Source organism: Streptomyces sp. JL2001 (genome assembly GCF_050917515.1).
GTDB lineage: Bacteria > Actinomycetota > Actinomycetes > Streptomycetales > Streptomycetaceae > Streptomyces.
The window spans coordinates 4,530,371-4,546,024 of the sequence record NZ_CP169421.1; the positions used below are offsets into that span (position 1 = coordinate 4,530,371).

The 15,654-nt window shown below is 72.0% G+C and carries 14 protein-coding genes and 1 tRNA gene; 9 read left to right on the forward strand and 6 right to left on the reverse strand.

The features are described from left to right. Window positions 1-64 precede the first annotated feature (64 nt). Together ACE1OA_RS20255 and ACE1OA_RS20260 are read right to left on the reverse strand one after the other, a co-directional pair. Entirely contained in the window at window positions 65-1,285 is a 1,221-nt protein-coding gene (locus ACE1OA_RS20255; RefSeq protein WP_356603052.1) for an MFS transporter, read from the reverse strand. 353 nt (window positions 1,286-1,638) lie between these two features. Beyond that, entirely contained in the window at window positions 1,639-3,210 is a 1,572-nt protein-coding gene (locus ACE1OA_RS20260) for a potassium/proton antiporter (protein WP_356603054.1), read from the reverse strand. A 213-nt stretch (window positions 3,211-3,423) separates the two neighbouring features. Here ACE1OA_RS20260 and ACE1OA_RS20265 point away from each other — a divergent pair, with 213 nt between their 5' ends. Further along, window positions 3,424-6,144 (forward strand): penicillin acylase family protein, encoded by a 2,721-nt coding sequence (locus ACE1OA_RS20265; RefSeq protein ID WP_432753173.1) that lies wholly within the window; start codon window positions 3,424-3,426, stop codon window positions 6,142-6,144. Between the two features lie 15 nt (window positions 6,145-6,159). Here ACE1OA_RS20265 and ACE1OA_RS20270 read toward each other — a convergent pair whose 3' ends face one another. Beyond that, window positions 6,160-6,762, reverse strand: a complete 603-nt coding sequence (locus tag ACE1OA_RS20270) for a 5-formyltetrahydrofolate cyclo-ligase (protein ID WP_356602916.1) — start codon at window positions 6,760-6,762, stop codon at window positions 6,160-6,162. A gap of 105 nt (window positions 6,763-6,867) precedes the next feature. Here ACE1OA_RS20270 and galU point away from each other — a divergent pair, with 105 nt between their 5' ends. The 7 genes from galU (at window position 6,868) to ACE1OA_RS20305 (ending at window position 12,300) form a co-directional block, all read left to right on the forward strand. Next, complete coding sequence (gene galU, locus ACE1OA_RS20275; protein WP_356602918.1) at window positions 6,868-7,770, forward strand: UTP--glucose-1-phosphate uridylyltransferase GalU; 903 nt, start codon at window positions 6,868-6,870, stop codon at window positions 7,768-7,770. Window positions 7,771-7,774: 4 nt separating this feature from the next. After that, window positions 7,775-9,100, forward strand: a complete 1,326-nt coding sequence (gene glp / locus ACE1OA_RS20280) for a molybdotransferase-like divisome protein Glp (RefSeq protein ID WP_384869203.1) — start codon at window positions 7,775-7,777, stop codon at window positions 9,098-9,100. A 57-nt stretch (window positions 9,101-9,157) separates the two neighbouring features. Beyond that, the gene (moaC, locus tag ACE1OA_RS20285) at window positions 9,158-9,661 is read left to right on the forward strand and encodes a cyclic pyranopterin monophosphate synthase MoaC (RefSeq protein ID WP_356602922.1); all 504 of its coding nucleotides are present in this window, start codon (window positions 9,158-9,160) and stop codon (window positions 9,659-9,661) included. A gap of 170 nt (window positions 9,662-9,831) precedes the next feature. Continuing rightward, on the forward strand, window positions 9,832-10,317 hold the full coding sequence (locus ACE1OA_RS20290) for a MogA/MoaB family molybdenum cofactor biosynthesis protein (RefSeq protein ID WP_384869362.1): 486 nt from the start codon (window positions 9,832-9,834) through the stop codon (window positions 10,315-10,317). Continuing rightward, entirely contained in the window at window positions 10,314-10,937 is a 624-nt protein-coding gene (locus tag ACE1OA_RS20295; protein WP_356602924.1) for a GNAT family N-acetyltransferase, read from the forward strand. The genes ACE1OA_RS20290 and ACE1OA_RS20295 overlap by 4 nt, the downstream gene beginning before the upstream one ends. A 153-nt stretch (window positions 10,938-11,090) precedes the next feature. Further along, window positions 11,091-12,149: a divisome protein SepX/GlpR gene (sepX, locus tag ACE1OA_RS20300; protein ID WP_384869207.1), complete on the forward strand. Its 1,059-nt coding sequence runs from the start codon at window positions 11,091-11,093 to the stop codon at window positions 12,147-12,149. 74 nt (window positions 12,150-12,223) lie between these two features. Further along, a tRNA-Ala gene (locus ACE1OA_RS20305) sits at window positions 12,224-12,300 on the forward strand. An 81-nt stretch (window positions 12,301-12,381) separates the two neighbouring features. Here the strand turns inward: ACE1OA_RS20305 and ACE1OA_RS20310 are convergent. Then, window positions 12,382-13,350, reverse strand: coding sequence for a trypsin-like serine peptidase (locus tag ACE1OA_RS20310; RefSeq protein WP_356774741.1), 969 nt, complete (start codon window positions 13,348-13,350; stop codon window positions 12,382-12,384). Between the two features lie 86 nt (window positions 13,351-13,436). Continuing rightward, complete coding sequence (locus tag ACE1OA_RS20315) at window positions 13,437-13,922, reverse strand: GNAT family N-acetyltransferase (RefSeq protein WP_356602930.1); 486 nt, start codon at window positions 13,920-13,922, stop codon at window positions 13,437-13,439. Window positions 13,923-13,985: 63 nt separating this feature from the next. On the opposite strand from ACE1OA_RS20315, the gene ACE1OA_RS20320 reads away from it, so the two are divergent. Continuing rightward, entirely contained in the window at window positions 13,986-14,783 is a 798-nt protein-coding gene (locus ACE1OA_RS20320) for an exodeoxyribonuclease III (RefSeq protein WP_384869212.1), read from the forward strand. Window positions 14,784-14,928: 145 nt separating this feature from the next. On the opposite strand, the gene ACE1OA_RS20325 is transcribed toward ACE1OA_RS20320, so the two are convergent. Beyond that, window positions 14,929-15,549 carry a MerR family transcriptional regulator gene (locus ACE1OA_RS20325; protein WP_432754081.1) on the reverse strand — a complete coding sequence of 207 codons (621 nt, stop codon included), beginning with the start codon at window positions 15,547-15,549 and terminating at the stop codon, window positions 14,929-14,931. Window positions 15,550-15,654 lie beyond the last annotated feature (105 nt).

Consider the following 15,654-nt stretch of genomic DNA (forward strand, 5'->3'; position numbering starts at 1 on the left):
CTTCCTCCTGGCACTCACACTCATCGAGTGCTAACGACGATCCATAGTGACCTATTCCGCGGGATCAGTCCACCGTCACCGGCACTCGGTGACCGATACCACGTGCGGTCACCCGTCCGGCCACCCGGGGCCTGAGGTGCGCGCGCAGGGTCACCAGCGTGGCCAGCGCGAGCGCGGTGCCCACCAGCGGCACCAGGAACCCGGTGCTCGCGCCGTGGGCGTCGGCGAGCCGGCCGGCGACGGTGACGGCCGCGGCCTGGCCCAGCGCCACGGCGCCCGTGAGCCAGGTGAAGGCCTCGGTGCGGGCGCCGGCCGGGACCAGCGTCTCGACGATGGTGTAGCCGGTGATCAGAGCCGGGGCGATGCACAGTCCGACGACCAGCCCGAGGGCGCCGAGCAGCAGCACGGAGTGCGCGGACCAGAGCAGCGAGGCCGCCACGGTCAGGCCGGTGTAGCCCAGGATCAGGCGCTTGCGCGGACCGATCTTCCAGGCCACGGCGCCCATGGCGATGCCAGCGAGCATGTTGCCCGCGGCGAAGATCCCGTAGAGCAGTCCGTTGGCGCCGGGGTTGCCGATCTCCTCGGAGAACGCGGTCAGCGAGACCTGCATGCCGCCGAAGACCGAGCCGATGCCCAGGAAGGCGATGGCCAGCACCCGGACGCCCGGGATGGACAGGGCGGAGACGCGCGGTTCGGCGGCGGCCGCCGAGAGCAGCCCGTGGGCGGGCTGGGTGCGCCGCTGGGCGGCGAAGAACAGGCCGCCGAAGAGGGTCAGCGCGGCCTCGGTGATCAGACCGGCCGCCGGGTGGACCCCGGTGCACAGTGCGGTGGCCAGGACCGGTCCGACGACGAAGGTGAACTCGTCCGTGACCGACTCGAACGCCGCGGCCGTGGGCAGCAGCGGCGACGGGGTCGCGGAGTCGCCCCCGAGCGTGGCGGCCCAGCGCGCCCGGACCATGGGCCCGACCTGCGGGACGGAGGCGCCGGCCGGGACGGCCGCCAGGAACAGCGCCCACAGCGGGGCGCCGGTCATGGCCAGGACGACGAGCAGGGAGACCGCGACGGTGTGGACGAGGACGCCCGGCACCAGCACGGCGCGCTGGCCGAAGCGGTCCGCCAGCTTGCCGCTCTGCGGGGCGAACAGCGCCATCGAGACGCCGGTGACGGCGGCGACGGCGCCGGCGCTGCCGTACGAGCCGGTGGTGTGCTGGACGAGCAGGACGATGCCGATGGTCAGCATCGCGAAGGGCTGCCGCGCCGCGAATCCGGGCAGCAGGAAGGACAGGGCTCCGGGGGTTCGGAGAAGCTGCCCGTAACCGGCCTTCCCGCCGGTGGCGCCGGTCGCCTCGGTGAGCGACTCCGGCGTGTCGTAAGTGACCGTGGATGCCACGGTCCTTGCCTTTCCGCCGCCTGGTAGCGCGCCCCGAGCACGGTGGTGCGGGTGTCGCCGAGAGCTGTCCTCATGCGCGGAACTGCGGTAGATGCCGTGCCCCACTGCGGAGGGACCCACGGCCGCCATACGGTCGGCGCCAGCTCTGCGTCAGGCAGAGTTGGTTCGATCAAGTGTGCCTTCATGATACAGGGGGAGGCGTCTCCTTGCCTGGGAAAACGCCCACCCCTTCCAAATAATGCCTGTGATTAACCGGATGCCCGCTTCCCCTTGGGGTCGCGGTGCCCGGAGAGCCGCGGGATGGAGCCCCGGTGCCCGGAGACCGCGGTCGATCCGCCCGCGCCCAGCCAGCCGGCCAGCTTGCCGCCCTGTCCGACGGCCCGCAGCCGCCGCTCGGCGGCGTCCCGCACCGGATCGGTGGCGACGACGAGCAGCTCGTCCCCGCGCCGCAGCACGGTCGTCGGCCCCGGCACGAAGCTCTTGTCGTCCCGTACGACGAGGGTGACGGCGGCCCCGGCCGGCAGCCGCAGCTCCGCGACCTCCACGCCGTGCATCCGGGAGCCCTCCGGGATCGCGACCGAGAGCAGGTGCCCGCGCAGCCGCTCCAGCGGCGCCGACTCGACCCCGAGGTCGGCCGCCTCCGAGGAGTCCCCGAGTTCGAGGGCCTTGGCGAGCCAGGGCAGCGTCGGCCCCTGCACCAGGGTGTAGACGACGACGAGCACGAAGACGATGTTGAAGATCCGCTCGCTGCCCTGGATGCCGGACACCATCGGGATGGTGGCGAGGATGATGGGGACGGCTCCGCGCAGGCCGGCCCAGGACATCAGCGCCTGCTCCTGCCAGGGGATGCGGAAGGGCAGCAGGCTGACGAAGACCTCCAGCGGCCGGGCCACCATCGTCAGGACCAGGCCGATGATCACCGCCGGCCAGAAGTCGTCGACGAGCTTGGTCGGCGTCACCAGCAGGCCGAGCAGGACGAACATGCCGATCTGGGCGATCCAGCCGAGGCCCTCGGCGAAGCCGCGGTTGGCCGGGGCGTGCGGCAGCTTGGCGTTGCCGAGGACCATCGAGGCCAGGTAGACGGCGAGGAAGCCGGAGCCGTGCGCCATGGCGCCGGCCGCGTACGCCACCACCGCGATGGCCATGACGGCGATCGGGTAGAGGCCGGAGGCGGGCAGCGCGATGTGGCGCAGGCCGAAGGCGCCGAGGAAGCCCACCGCCAGGCCGATGCTCGCGCCGATGGCCAGCTCCAGGGCGATCTTGCCGACCAGGACGTACCAGTCGTCGACGGGGCCGACGGCCGAGAAGGCGACGACGAGGATGACGACGGGTGCGTCGTTGAAACCGGACTCGGCCTCCAGGACACCGGTCACCCGCGAGGGCAGCGGCACCTTGCGCAGGACGGAGAAGACGGCGGCGGCGTCCGTCGAGGAGACGACCGCGCCGATGATCAGGGCCTGGCGCCAGTCCAGGCCGACCAGGTAGTGCGCGGCCGCGGCCGTGACCCCCACGCTCACCGCGACGCCGACGGTCGACAGCACGACCGCCGCGGGCAACGCGGGTTTGATCTCCTTCCACTTGGTGCCCAGGCCACCCTCGGCCAGGATCACCACGAGCGCGGCATAGCCGATCACCTGGGTCAGTTCGGCGTTGTCGAAGGCGACGTTGCCGATGCCGTCCTGCCCGATGGCGACCCCGATCCCGAGGTACAGCAGCAGGCTGGGGAGCCCGCTCCGGGACGAGATCCGCACCGCCGCGACAGCGATGAGCAGTACGAGCGAGCAGATGAGCAGGAGTTCGTTGAGCTGGTGGACAGTCAGTGGCCGATCCTTCCCCTCGCATGCAGCCGGATCGTTCCTCCAGCAGCCGACACTTCGTTACCTTACCTAATCTTTAACGTTTTCTTGACGCCCTCCGTTCTTCGCTCGCTCACCAGTGCGGGCTTCATACGGGCACCGCGTCCAGGTGGGTGAGGCGCTGCGCCTAAGGTTGCTCCCGTACTCCAGGACCACCCTGCCCCTCGAAGGACAGCGATGCCCTCCAACACGACCGCGCCACCCGCCAAGAAGAGGGGGCGCCGCGCCCGCCTGATCGTCTTCGTCCTGGTCCTTGCGCTGGTCGCGGGCTTCGGTTACGGCGGTTACTGGGGCGTCTCCACCGTCCGGGCCTCGTTCCCGCAGACGACCGGCACGATCCGGCTGGACAAGCTCTCCGGTCAGGTCGAGGTCAAGCGGGACGCCTACGGGGTCCCGCAGATCTACGCGGACACCGAGGCCGACCTCTTCCGCGCCCAGGGCTTCGTCCAGGCCCAGGACCGCTTCTACGAGATGGACGTCCGCCGTCACATGACCTCGGGCCGCCTGTCCGAGATGTTCGGCAAGAGCCAGGTGAACACTGACGCCTTCCTGCGCACGCTGGGCTGGCGGCAGGTGGCGCAGGAGGAGTACGACAAGGTCCTGTCGCCGGAGACGAAGAAGAACCTCCAGGCCTACGCGGAGGGCGTCAACGCCTACCTCAAGGACCGGGACCCTTCGGACGTCTCGGTCGAGTACGCGGCGCTGGCCTTCACCAACGACTACGCGATCGAGCCCTGGACGCCGGTCGACTCGGTGGCCTGGCTCAAGGCGATGGCCTGGGACCTGCGCGGCAACATGCAGGACGAGATCGACCGCTCGCTGATGACGAGCCGGCTGAGCGCGCAGCAGATCAAGGACCTGTACCCGGGCTACCCGTACGAGCTGCACCAGCCGATCGTCCAGGGCGGTGCGCTGGACGAGGACAAGGGCGCCTTCGACCCGAAGGGCGAGGCGTCGGACGCCGGCGGCTCGACCACCGGCGACTCGAACGGCGCCCTGCGGGGCATGCAGTCCCAGCTCGGCTCGCTCGCCGACTCCCTCGACGAGATCCCGGCGCTGCTGGGCCCCAACGGCAACGGCATCGGATCGAACTCCTGGGTCGTCTCCGGGAAGTACACGACCTCCGGCAAGCCGCTGCTGGCCAACGACCCGCACCTGGCGCCGATGCTGCCGTCCCTCTGGTACCAGATGGGTCTGCACTGCCGCTCCGTCTCGGCGACCTGCCGCTACGACGTCGCCGGGTACACCTTCTCCGGCATGCCGGGCGTGATCATCGGCCACAACGACACGATCGCCTGGGGCTTCACCAACCTCGGCGCCGACGTCAGCGACCTCTACCTGGAGAAGATCGGCGACACCGGCTACCTGGTGGACAACAAGACCAAGCCGTTCGTCATCCGCGAGGAGACGATCAAGATCGCGGGCGGCGGCACCCGCAAGATCACCGTCCGCTCGACCGAGCACGGCCCGCTGGTCTCCGACCGCTCCTCCGAGCTGGAGAAGGTCGGCCAGAAGGCCGGCGTCAGCAACGCCGCCCCGGACCGGGGCGCCGGCTACGGCGTCTCCCTGAAGTGGACCGCCCTTCAGCCGGGCAGGTCCATGGACGCCGTCTTCGAGCTCAACCGGGCCAAGAACTTCAAGGAGTTCCGGGCCGCGGCCAAGAACTTCGAGGTCCCGTCCCAGAACCTGGTCTACGCCGACGCCGAGAACATCGGCTACCAGGCGCCCGGCAAGATCCCGCAGCGCTCCAAGGGCGACGGCACCGTCCCGGCCCCGGGCTGGGACTCCTCCTACAAGTGGGACGGCTTCATCCCGTACGACGAGCTGCCGTACGAGGAGAACCCGGAGCGCGGCTACATCGTCACCGCCAACCAGGCCGTCGTCGACCCCGCCACGTACCCGCACCTCCTGACGAAGGACTGGGGCTACGGCTCGCGCAGCCAGCGGATCAACGACCTCATCGAGTCGAAGACCAAGGACGGCGGCCGGATCTCGCCCGACGACATGCGGACCATGCAGATGGACAACCGCAGCGAGATCGCGACCCTGCTCAACCCGCTGCTGCTGAAGATCGACATCTCGGACCCCTACGTCCGTGAGGCGCAGAAGCTGCTGGAGGGCTGGGACTACACCCAGGAGCCGGACTCGGCCGCCGCCGCGTACTTCAACGCGGTCTGGCGCAACGTCCTCAAGCTCGCCTTCGGCGACAAGCTGCCCAAGGAGCTGCGGGCCGAGGGCGACTGCATCAACGTCCGCCCGGCCGACTTCACCGGCCCGGCCGACGAGCAGAACAAGCTCGTCCGCGAGTGCGGCCAGCGCGACTCGGACTCGGCGCAGCCCGACGGCGGCGACCGCTGGTACGAGGTGGTCCGCCCGCTGCTGAAGCAGGAGAACAGCGCCTGGTGGAAGACCGAGGCCAACCGGACCGACCAGGCCACCGAGACCCGTGACCAGCTGCTCGCCCGGGCCATGGAGGACGCCCGCTGGGAGCTGACCGCCGAGCTCGGCAAGGACGTCTCGACCTGGAGCTGGGGCCGGCTGCACCAGCTGACCCTGACGAACCAGACCCTCGGCACCGCCGGTCCGGGCTTCGTCCAGTCGCTGCTCAACCGCGGCCCGTGGAACCTGGGCGGTGGCGAGGCCGCGGTCGACGCGACCGGCTGGAACGCGGCCGGCGGCTACGAGGTCGTCTGGGTGCCCTCGATGCGGATGGTCGTCAACGTCGGCGACTGGGACAAGTCCCGCTGGATCAACCTCAGCGGCGCCTCCGGGCACGCGTTCCACAGCCACTACACGGACCAGACCGACAAGTGGGTCAAGGGCGAACTGCTCGACTGGTCCTTCGGCAAGGCGGCGGTCGACGCCTCGACGAAGGACACGCTGGTCCTGCGGCCGTAGGGGGCGGCGGACCGCTCAGGCGGGTCCGAAGCGGGTGACCCCGTCCGGGGTCACCACCGCGTGCACGGGGTGGTCGTGCGGTTCCTCCGGGACCCGCGCGACCACCTCGTTCGCGTAGAGGAGCACCACGAGCGCCGGACGCGCGCCGGCCCGCCCGAGCCGTGCGAGCACCCGGTCGTACGAGCCGCCGCCGCGGCCGAGCCGCATCCCGCGGCCGTCCACCGCGAGACCGGGCAGCAGCACCGCGTCCGCGTCGCACACGGCGTCCGGGCCCAGTCGCGGCCCCGTCGGTTCCAGCAGGCCGCGGCCGGCCCTGGCCAGCCCCTCCCCGCCCTCGTACACCGCCCAGTCGAGGTCGTTGTCGGGCAGCAGGACCGGCAGCAGGACCCGTACGCCCCGCGCCCGCAGCGCGTCGAGCAGCGCGCGCGTGCCCGGCTCACGCCCCACCGACACGTAGGCGGCGACGGTCGACGCCCCGGCCAGCTCGTCCAGCTCCAGCGCGGCCCGCGCCAGGTCCTCGGCCGCGGTGTCCCGGCCGGTGAGGGCGGCCCGCGCGGCGAGGAGTTCCCGGCGCAGAGCGGCCTTCTCCGACGGGTCGCCGGACGGTTCGACGGTCACTGTGGCCTCACTCTGCATTCACGAACCTCTCGTACCTGTCGTTATGTGAAGGAAGTCAACGGGAGCCCCATCTTCCTCTCATACCCAGCGGCTATGGTGCTCCGCATGACTCAGTCGCTCCCCAGGATCAGCAAGGCTGTCATCCCGGCCGCGGGCCTCGGCACCCGGTTCCTCCCGGCCACCAAGGCGACGCCGAAGGAGATGCTGCCGGTCGTCGACAAGCCGGCGATCCAGTACGTCGTCGAAGAGGCCGTCGAGGCCGGACTCTCCGACGTCCTGATGATCACCGGACGCAACAAGCGTCCGCTGGAGGACCACTTCGACCGGAACTACGAGCTGGAGGAGGCGCTGACCCGCAAGGGGGACAGCGAGCGCCTCTCGAAGGTCCGGGAGTCCAACGACCTCGCCACCATGCACTACGTCCGCCAGGGCGACCCGCGCGGTCTCGGCCACGCCGTCCTGTGCGCCGCCCCGCACGTCGGCGAGCAGCCCTTCGCGGTCCTCCTCGGCGACGACCTGATCGACCCGCGCGACCCGCTGCTCTCCCGGATGGTGGAGATCCAGGAGCGGGAGGGCGGCAGCGTCGTCGCGCTGATGGAGGTCGAGCCCTCGCAGATCGGGCTCTACGGCTGCGCCGCCGTCGACCCCACCGCCGACTCCGACGTCGTCAAGGTGACGGACCTGGTGGAGAAGCCGGACCCGGCGGACGCCCCCAGCAACTACGCGATCATCGGCCGCTATGTCCTGGACCCGGCGGTCTTCGGCATACTGCGGGAGACCGAGCCGGGCCGCGGCGGCGAGATCCAGCTGACCGACGCCCTGCAGAAGCTCGCCATGGACGAGAAGGTCGGCGGCCCCGTGCACGGAGTCGTCTTCAAGGGCCGCCGCTACGACACCGGTGACCGGGGGGACTATCTGCGTGCCATCGTCAGACTCGCGTGCGAACGTGAGGACCTGGGCCCGGACTTCCGGACCTGGCTGCGCAGTTACGTCAGCGAGGAGTTGTAGCACCGTGAGCAGCAGTACGGCACCGTCGTCCGGAGACCCGTGCGCGGGTCCGTCCCGTGATCTGTGGTCCGTGGACGCCCACCTGGACGACATCCTCGCGGCGGTCGCACCGCTCGAACCCATCGAGCTGCAACTGCCCGACGCCCAGGGCTGCGTCCTGGTCGAGGACGTCACGGTGCCGGTCGCGCTGCCCCCGTTCGACAACAGCTCCATGGACGGGTACGCGGTGCGGGTGGCCGACGTCGCCGGTGCCACCGAGGAGTACCCGGCCGTCCTCACCGTGATCGGTGACGTGGCGGCCGGTGCCGGGGGCCTGCCCCGGGTGGGACCGGGGCAGGCCGCCCGGATCATGACCGGCGCCCCGTTGCCGCCGGGCGCGGAGGCCGTCGTCCCGGTCGAGTGGACCGACGGCGGGAGCGGCGGCGGAGCGGCGAGCGGCATGCGCGCCGCGAGCACCGCCCCCGAGGGCGCGGCCGGCGAGGTCCGCGTCCACCGCCCCGCCGAGGCCCGCGCCCACGTGCGCGCCCGCGGCAGCGACGTCCGGGCCGGCGACCTGGCGCTCAAGGCCGGCACCGTGCTCGGCCCGCCCCAGATCGGGCTGCTCGCCGCGATCGGCCGCGGCACCGTGCGGGTGCGCCCCCGCCCGCGGGTGGTCGTGCTCTCCACGGGAAGTGAACTGGTCCAGCCCGGCGAGGAGTTGGGCGAGGGCAAGATCTACGACTCCAATAGCTTCGCGCTCGCCGCCGCCGCCCGTGACGCCGGCGCCCTCGCCTACCGGGTCGGCGCCGTCACCGACGACGCCGAGACGCTCCGCGCCACCATCGAGGACCAGCTGATCCGCGCGGACCTCCTGGTCACCACCGGCGGTGTCAGCGTCGGCGCGTACGACGTCGTCAAGGAGGCGCTGACCGTCGACGGGCAGGTCGACTTCCGCAAGCTGGCCATGCAGCCGGGGAAGCCGCAGGGCTTCGGGACGATCGGCCCCGAGCAGACCCCGCTGCTCGCCCTGCCCGGCAACCCCGTCTCCTCGTACGTCTCCTTCGAGCTCTTCGTGCGGCCCGCGATCCGGGCGCTGATGGGCCTCCCCGACCTGCACCGCCCGCGGGTCCGGGCCGAGCTCGTGGCGGACAAGGCGCTGTCGTCCCCGGCCGGGCGCCGGCAGTTCCTGCGCGGCACGTACGACGCCGATGCCGGCACGGTCACCCCCGTGGGTGGCGCCGGCTCGCATCTGATCGCCGCGCTCGCGCACGCGGACGCGCTGCTCGTGGTGGACGAGGAGACGACCTCGGTGGAACCCGGCAGCACGCTGGAAGTGGTCCTCCTCGGCTGAGGAGGCCCTGGTGGCGGTACCGTGTCGTCCCACACAGCGACCGGGAGTGTCACGGCCATGAGCACGCAGCAAGGACTCACCCACATCGACGAGGCGGGTGCGGCCCGCATGGTCGACGTCTCCGCGAAGGACGTCACGGCGCGGACCGCCCGGGCCAGTGGGCGGGTCCTCGTGGCGCCGCGCGTGATCGAGCTCCTGCGCGGTGAGGGCGTGCCCAAGGGGGACGCCCTCGCCACGGCCCGGATCGCCGGGATCATGGGCGCGAAGAAGACCCCCGACCTGATCCCGCTCTGTCACCCGCTGGCCGTCTCCGGCGTCACGCTCGACCTGACGGTCGCGGACGACGCCGTCGAGATCCTGGCGACGGTGCGGACCACGGACCGGACGGGCGTCGAGATGGAGGCCCTGACCGCGGTCTCGGTGGCGGCCCTGACCGTCGTCGACATGATCAAGGCCGTCGACAAGGGCGCGGTCATCTCCGACGTGCGGGTGGAGGAGAAGACCGGCGGCAAGTCCGGCACCTGGACGCGGACGGACGCGGAGACGGAGGCCGGTTCGTGACGGCCGCCGTCCCGCAGGTCCGCGCGGGCCGGGTGTCCGAGGCGCACCACGGCGCGCACGACCCGCACGGCGCATCCGGCGAGGGCGCGGCGGCCGGGGACGCACCCCACGGCGCCACGTCCCCCGCGCCGGCGGGCGCAGGCGGCGCGTCCGGAGCCCCGTACCGGGCGCTGGTCGTCACCGCGTCCAACCGGGCCGCGGCCGGGGTGTACGAGGACAGGGGCGGTCCGCTCCTCGTCGAGGGTCTCGCGGGCATGGGCTTCGCGGTGGACGGGCCCCGGGTGGTCCCGGACGGCGAACCCGTCGCGGCGGCGCTGCGGGCCGGGGTGGCCGCCGGCTACGACGTCATCCTCACCACCGGCGGCACGGGCATCTCGCCCACCGACGCCACGCCCGAGGCCACCCGGCCGCTCCTGGAGCGCGAGATCCCCGGCATCCCCGAGGCGATCCGGGCCCACGGCCGGACGAAGGTCCCCACCGCCTCGCTCTCCCGCGGGCTCGCGGGCGTCGCGGGCGGCACCCTGATCGTGAACCTGCCCGGTTCCACGGGCGGCGTCCGGGACGGGCTGGCGGTCCTCGACGCGCTTCTCGTCCACGCCGTCGACCAGATCCGCGGCGGCGACCACCCCGGACCCGGTCCGGGGCCCGCGTCATGATCCCGTCCTGGCCGGTGATCCTGGTGGACGGCGACGTGGTGCTCCGTCCCATAAAGCTCCGCGACCAGCGGGCCTGGCGCGAGGTGAACCGGCGCAACCGGGAATGGCTGCGCCCCTGGGAGGCGACCGTCCCGCCGGCCGCCCCCGGCGCGCCCGTCGCGCAGCGTCCGACCTACCGGCAGATGGTCCGCCACCTGCGCTCCGAGGCGAACGCGGGCCGGATGCTGCCCTTCGTGATCGAGTACCGGGGCGAACTGGTCGGTCAGCTCACCGTGGCCGGCATCACCTGGGGCTCCATGTGCTCGGGCCACGTGGGCTACTGGGTGGACAGCCGGGTCGCCGGACGCGGCGTCATGCCGACGGCGGTCGCGCTCGCCGTCGACCACTGCTTCCGCGTGGTCGGGCTGCACCGGATGGAGGTCTGCATTCGGCCCGAGAACGGGCCGTCGCGGCGGGTCGTGGAGAAATTGGGATTCCGGGAGGAAGGCCTGCGCCCCCGTTATCTGCACATCGACGGTGCCTGGCGGGACCATCTCGTCTTCGCCCTCACGGCGGAGGAAGTGCCGGAAGGACTGCTGCGGCGCTGGCACCAGGCACGTCCGCCACATCCCGCACAATGACATAAGTGTTCGAATTTAATCGACAGTTGACCACGCGTCGATCGCCAATCGATCTGAACAATCACAAAAAAGTTCAGTGATATCAGCCAGATCGTGCGACACACCGGGCCAATTGGCCGATGCCCTCACGCGAACCCCTCTACGGTGTGAAGCGTGAGCAGCAGCGGCCTCATCTACGCAGTCATTGTCGGGGCCTGGGCCGCCTACTTGGTACCGATGTGGCTCCGCAGGCAGGACGAGCTCAACGAGGCCCGTCCGACGGAACGCTTCAGCACCGCCATCCGGCTGCTGTCCGGACGGGCGGGTATGGAGCGCCGGTATGCCAAGGAGCTGAAGGACCGGGACCGTACGGCGGACCACACGGAACCCGACGTGGACCCGGACGTCGAGACCGAGCATCTGAGCTCGGTCGACGTCCGGGCCTTCTCCGCGCCCGCGGCCAGGACGGAAGCCCGGCTCGAACTCCCGGCCCCCGCCCCCGTGCGGCGGCCCTCGAAGTCGGCGGCCGAGCGGGCCCGCCGGGGCAAGGTCCTCGCCCGGCGCCGGCGCACCACCGTCGTCCTCTTCCTCGCCTTCACGCTCGGCGCGGTCGTCGCCGCCGTCGGCGGCCTGACGTTCCTGTGGGCGCCGGCCGTCCCGGCGGTCCTGCTGAGCGCGTACATCGTGCATCTGCGGGTCCAGGAGCGGCGCCGCTTCGTGTACGTGATGGACCGGCGCCGCGCCGAGGCGGCGGCGGCGCGCCTGCGGGAGAGCCGGCCGCAGCGCCGGCAGCCCGCGTCGGCGCCCTCGTCGTCCGCGGCCTCCGCCGACGACGAGGCCGGCCATCCCGAGGCGGAACCGGCTCCCGAGGTCTCCCCGCAGGAGGCCGGCCGTCGGGCGCTCGTGGAGCAGACGGACCACGCCGAATGGGTGGACCAGCAGCGCGAGCGCGGACCCGCCCGCGGCGACAGCTGGGAGCCGGTCCCGGTGCCGCTGCCCACCTACGTCACCGCTCCGGTCGCCCCGCGCGCCTCGAGCGGCATCGACATCACGGACCCGGAGACCTGGAGCGCGGCCCGCTCCTCCACGGCGGCCGACCCGGCCCCGCCGGCCGCCCCGTCCCCGGCTCCCCGCCAGCGCAGCGCCCCGCAGCGCCGCAACCGCGACCACGGCCGCACCCCGCTCTTCGACCAGTACGCGGACGACGACCGCCCCCGCGCGGCCAACGAATGAGACGCGTCGGCTGACCTGCGGGGAGCGGATTTCCGAGTACCCCGATCGGGATGCTAATGTTTCACACGTCGCAAGGGCCTGTGGCGCAGTCTGGTAGCGCACCTCGTTCGCATCGAGGGGGTCTGGGGTTCAAATCCCCACAGGTCCACCAGCGCACAACGGAGATCCCGTCCGATCGAAAGATCGGGCGGGATCTTCGCGTTTGCGTGCTGTCAGGACGTGGGTGCGGTCGTCAGGACGTCTGGGCCTTGTCGTACAGCGCCTTCGCGTCGTTGCCGAAGTACGGGCCGAACATGCGGTTCGGCAGGAACGAGTAGCCGAAGCTGTTCACCGAGACCTGCAGGCCCGTGCCCGTGGACTCGTCGAAGCCGGTGAACCAGGGGCCGCCGCTGGAGCCGCCCGTCATGTTGCAGGCGAGGCCGTGGTCCTGGGAGAAGAGGAAGTCCTTCGAGGAGTTCCCCGAGCAGTACACCAGCTTGCTGCCGTCGTACGGGGAGGCGGCCGGGAAGCCGAAGGCGTACATCGGCTTGTTGTAGCCCCCGTTGAACTGGATGCCCTGGGCGCCGGTGACCGAGGTGAGCGTCCGGCCGTCCAGCGGGGCGACGACCGCCGCGCCCACGTCGTGGTTGATGTCCTCGCTCGCCTCCCACTGCGGGGTGGTGAGCGTCTTCGTCGCCGTCCACTGGCCGTACGGCGCGCTGCCGTTGGCGTAGCCGGGGACGAAGACCCAGTTCGTGTGCCAGGCGCCCTGGTACTTCACGCAGTGGCCGGCCGTGACGACCGTGCTCGCGTTCTGGCTGGTGACGGCGTTGCCGGAGCAGGAGGCCGTACGGCCCTGGAAGGTGAAGAAGACCCTGCCGGAGGTCTTCACGACCGCGCCGCCGCCGGTCCAGGCCCCGCCCGCCTGCGGGAAGGCCGCGGGGGCCGCCGCGGTGGGCGGGACCGTCGTCGGCCGCTCCGCGCGGGCGACCTCCGTGCGGGCGCCCGGGGTGAGCCGGAGGTCCAGCGGGGTGGCCGACCTCATACGGGCCGGGGTCCAGAACGCCGCCGCCCGCTGCTGCTGCGTCGCGGTGACGGAGCGGGCGGCGGGAGCGGCGGCGGGGGCGGTGTCGGCGGCCTGGGCCTGTGTCGTGGTCAGGGTGCCGGCGAGCAGGGTGGCGGCGGCCGACAGGACGGCCGCGACGGTGCGATGGCGTCTCACGCATGTCTCCTTCTGCCGAGGCAGGTGGGGATGAGAGCGGTGCGGATCGACGTGCGTGAGAAGGGTGCCAGAGAAGGGCGGAGATGTCAGGGGCGCGTCAGACTCTTGGCGAAACAACGACTGTTCTCGTACAGGCGGTAGTGGCCGAACTTGGTGCACGGCTCGTAACCGCTGGACGCGTAGAGGGCGATCGCCTCCGGCTGCATGGTGCCCGTCTCCAGGACCATCCGGGTCCGTCCGGCGGCGCGGGCGTCGTCCTCCAGAGCCGCCAGGACGCGGCGGGCCAGGCCGAGGCCGCGGGCCTCCGGAACCACGTACATGCGCTTCAGCTCGGCGTCGCCGTTCGCGTAGCCCTCGTCGTTCTCGTCCTGGGTGCGCCAGCCGCCGGTCGCGACCGGGCGGTCCTCGGCGTCGTAGACGAGGAGGTAGAGGCCGAGCGGCGGGACGAACATCCCCGCGTCGAGGGGGGTGGCGTCGCCCTCGTCGCCGTAGCGGACGGCGTACTCCAGCTGCACGGCGTCTTCGAGCTTGACCGCGTCGGGGTGGTCGTACGGGGTGGGGCGGATAATCATGCGCACCATCGTACATGTATGCGCAACCCGACCCGGGACCTCCCCTGTCGGTATTCTCCCGGGATGCTCACTGTGACGTCCGTGAATGTCAATGGTCTCCGAGCCGCCGCCAAGAAGGGCTTCGTGGAGTGGCTGGCCGGTACCTCCGCCGACGCTGTCTGCCTGCAGGAAGTGCGCGCCGAGGCGGCGCAGCTCCCGGAGGAGGTCCGCGCGCCCGAGGGCTGGTTCACCGCGCACGCCCCGGCCGCCGCCAAGGGGCGCGCCGGCGTCTCCCTCTACACCCGTCGTGAGCCGGACCGCGTGCAGGTCGGCTTCGGATCGAGCGAGTTCGACGGCAGCGGCCGGTACATCGAGGCCGACCTGCCCGGTGTCACCGTCGCCAGCCTGTACCTGCCGTCCGGCGAGGTCGGCACCGACCGGCAGGACGAGAAGGTCCGCTTCATGGACGAGTTCCTGCCGTACCTCCAGGAGCTCAAGGTGCGGGCCGCCGCCGACGGCCGCGAGGTCGTGGTCTGCGGCGACTGGAACATCGCCCACCAGCAGGCCGACCTCAAGAACTGGAAGACCAACCAGAAGAACTCCGGCTTCCTCCCCGAGGAGCGCGCCTGGCTGACCCGCGTCTTCGACGAGGCCGAGTACGTCGACGTCGTCCGCTCCCTCCACCCCGACCAGGAGGGCCCGTACTCCTGGTGGTCGTACCGCGGACGCGCCTTCGACAACGACAGCGGCTGGCGCATCGACTACCAGGTGGCCACCCCCGGTCTGGCCCGGCGGGCGGTGAAGGCCTTCGTCGAGCGCGCCGCCACGCACGGCGAGCGGTGGAGCGACCACGCGCCCGTCACGGCGGTCTACGAGCTCTGAGGGCTGCCCCGGAGGGGTCCCGTCCGGGCGGGAACGGGGCCGACCCGGACACCCTTCCGGGCCGCTCTGTCATACCGTGCGGGAAGCGGTTCCGGGTGCCTCGCCCGGCGGCGAGCGCCCGGGGTCGTCCCGCCGGGTCCGGTCGTCAGGGCGCCTCGCGCAGCCTCCGGTCGAGCGCCATCGAGAGCTCGGCCTCCACGACGCTCTTCGCCAGCGGGCGCAGCCGTTCGACGTCCTTCTCCTCGGCGTGGGCGCGCAGCAGGTCCGCGAAGAGCGCGGCCAGCGCGTCCGCGTGCTCGCGGACCCGGCCGCCCGCCTCCAGGACCGCGGCCAGCGGGACGCCCTCCCTGACGAGCGCGGCCGAGACGTCCAGCAGCCGGCGGCTGATGTGGATGATCTCCTCGCCGTCGGTCGCGAGGTAGCCGAGGTCGAGCGCGGCGGCGAGGTTCTCGGGGGTGACCTCGCCGGCGAAGTGGTCGGCGAGTTCCTCCGGGGTGAGGCGGACGGGCTCCTCCTCGGTGGGTTCGCCCAGGCTCAGCACCTCCCCGACGTCCCGGCCGCTCTCGAAGGCGGCCGTGAGGTCGGCGATGCCGTTGAGGGTGTGGCCGCGCTCCAGCAGGGCGGCGATGGTGCGGAGCCGGGCCAGGTGGTGCTCGTCGTACCAGGCGATCCGGCCCTCGCGGCGGGGCGGTGGGATGAGGCCGCGTTCGCGGTAGAAGCGCAGGGTGCGCACGGTGATGCCGGCCTCGGAGGCCAGTTCCTCCATGCGGTACTCACGGACGCCGGATGCCGGGTCGGCCGGGCCCGGCCGACCGGCGCGGCCCGTTCCGCCTGCCCGGCCGAGCTGCCCCGTCGTCCGTCCCGCCACCTG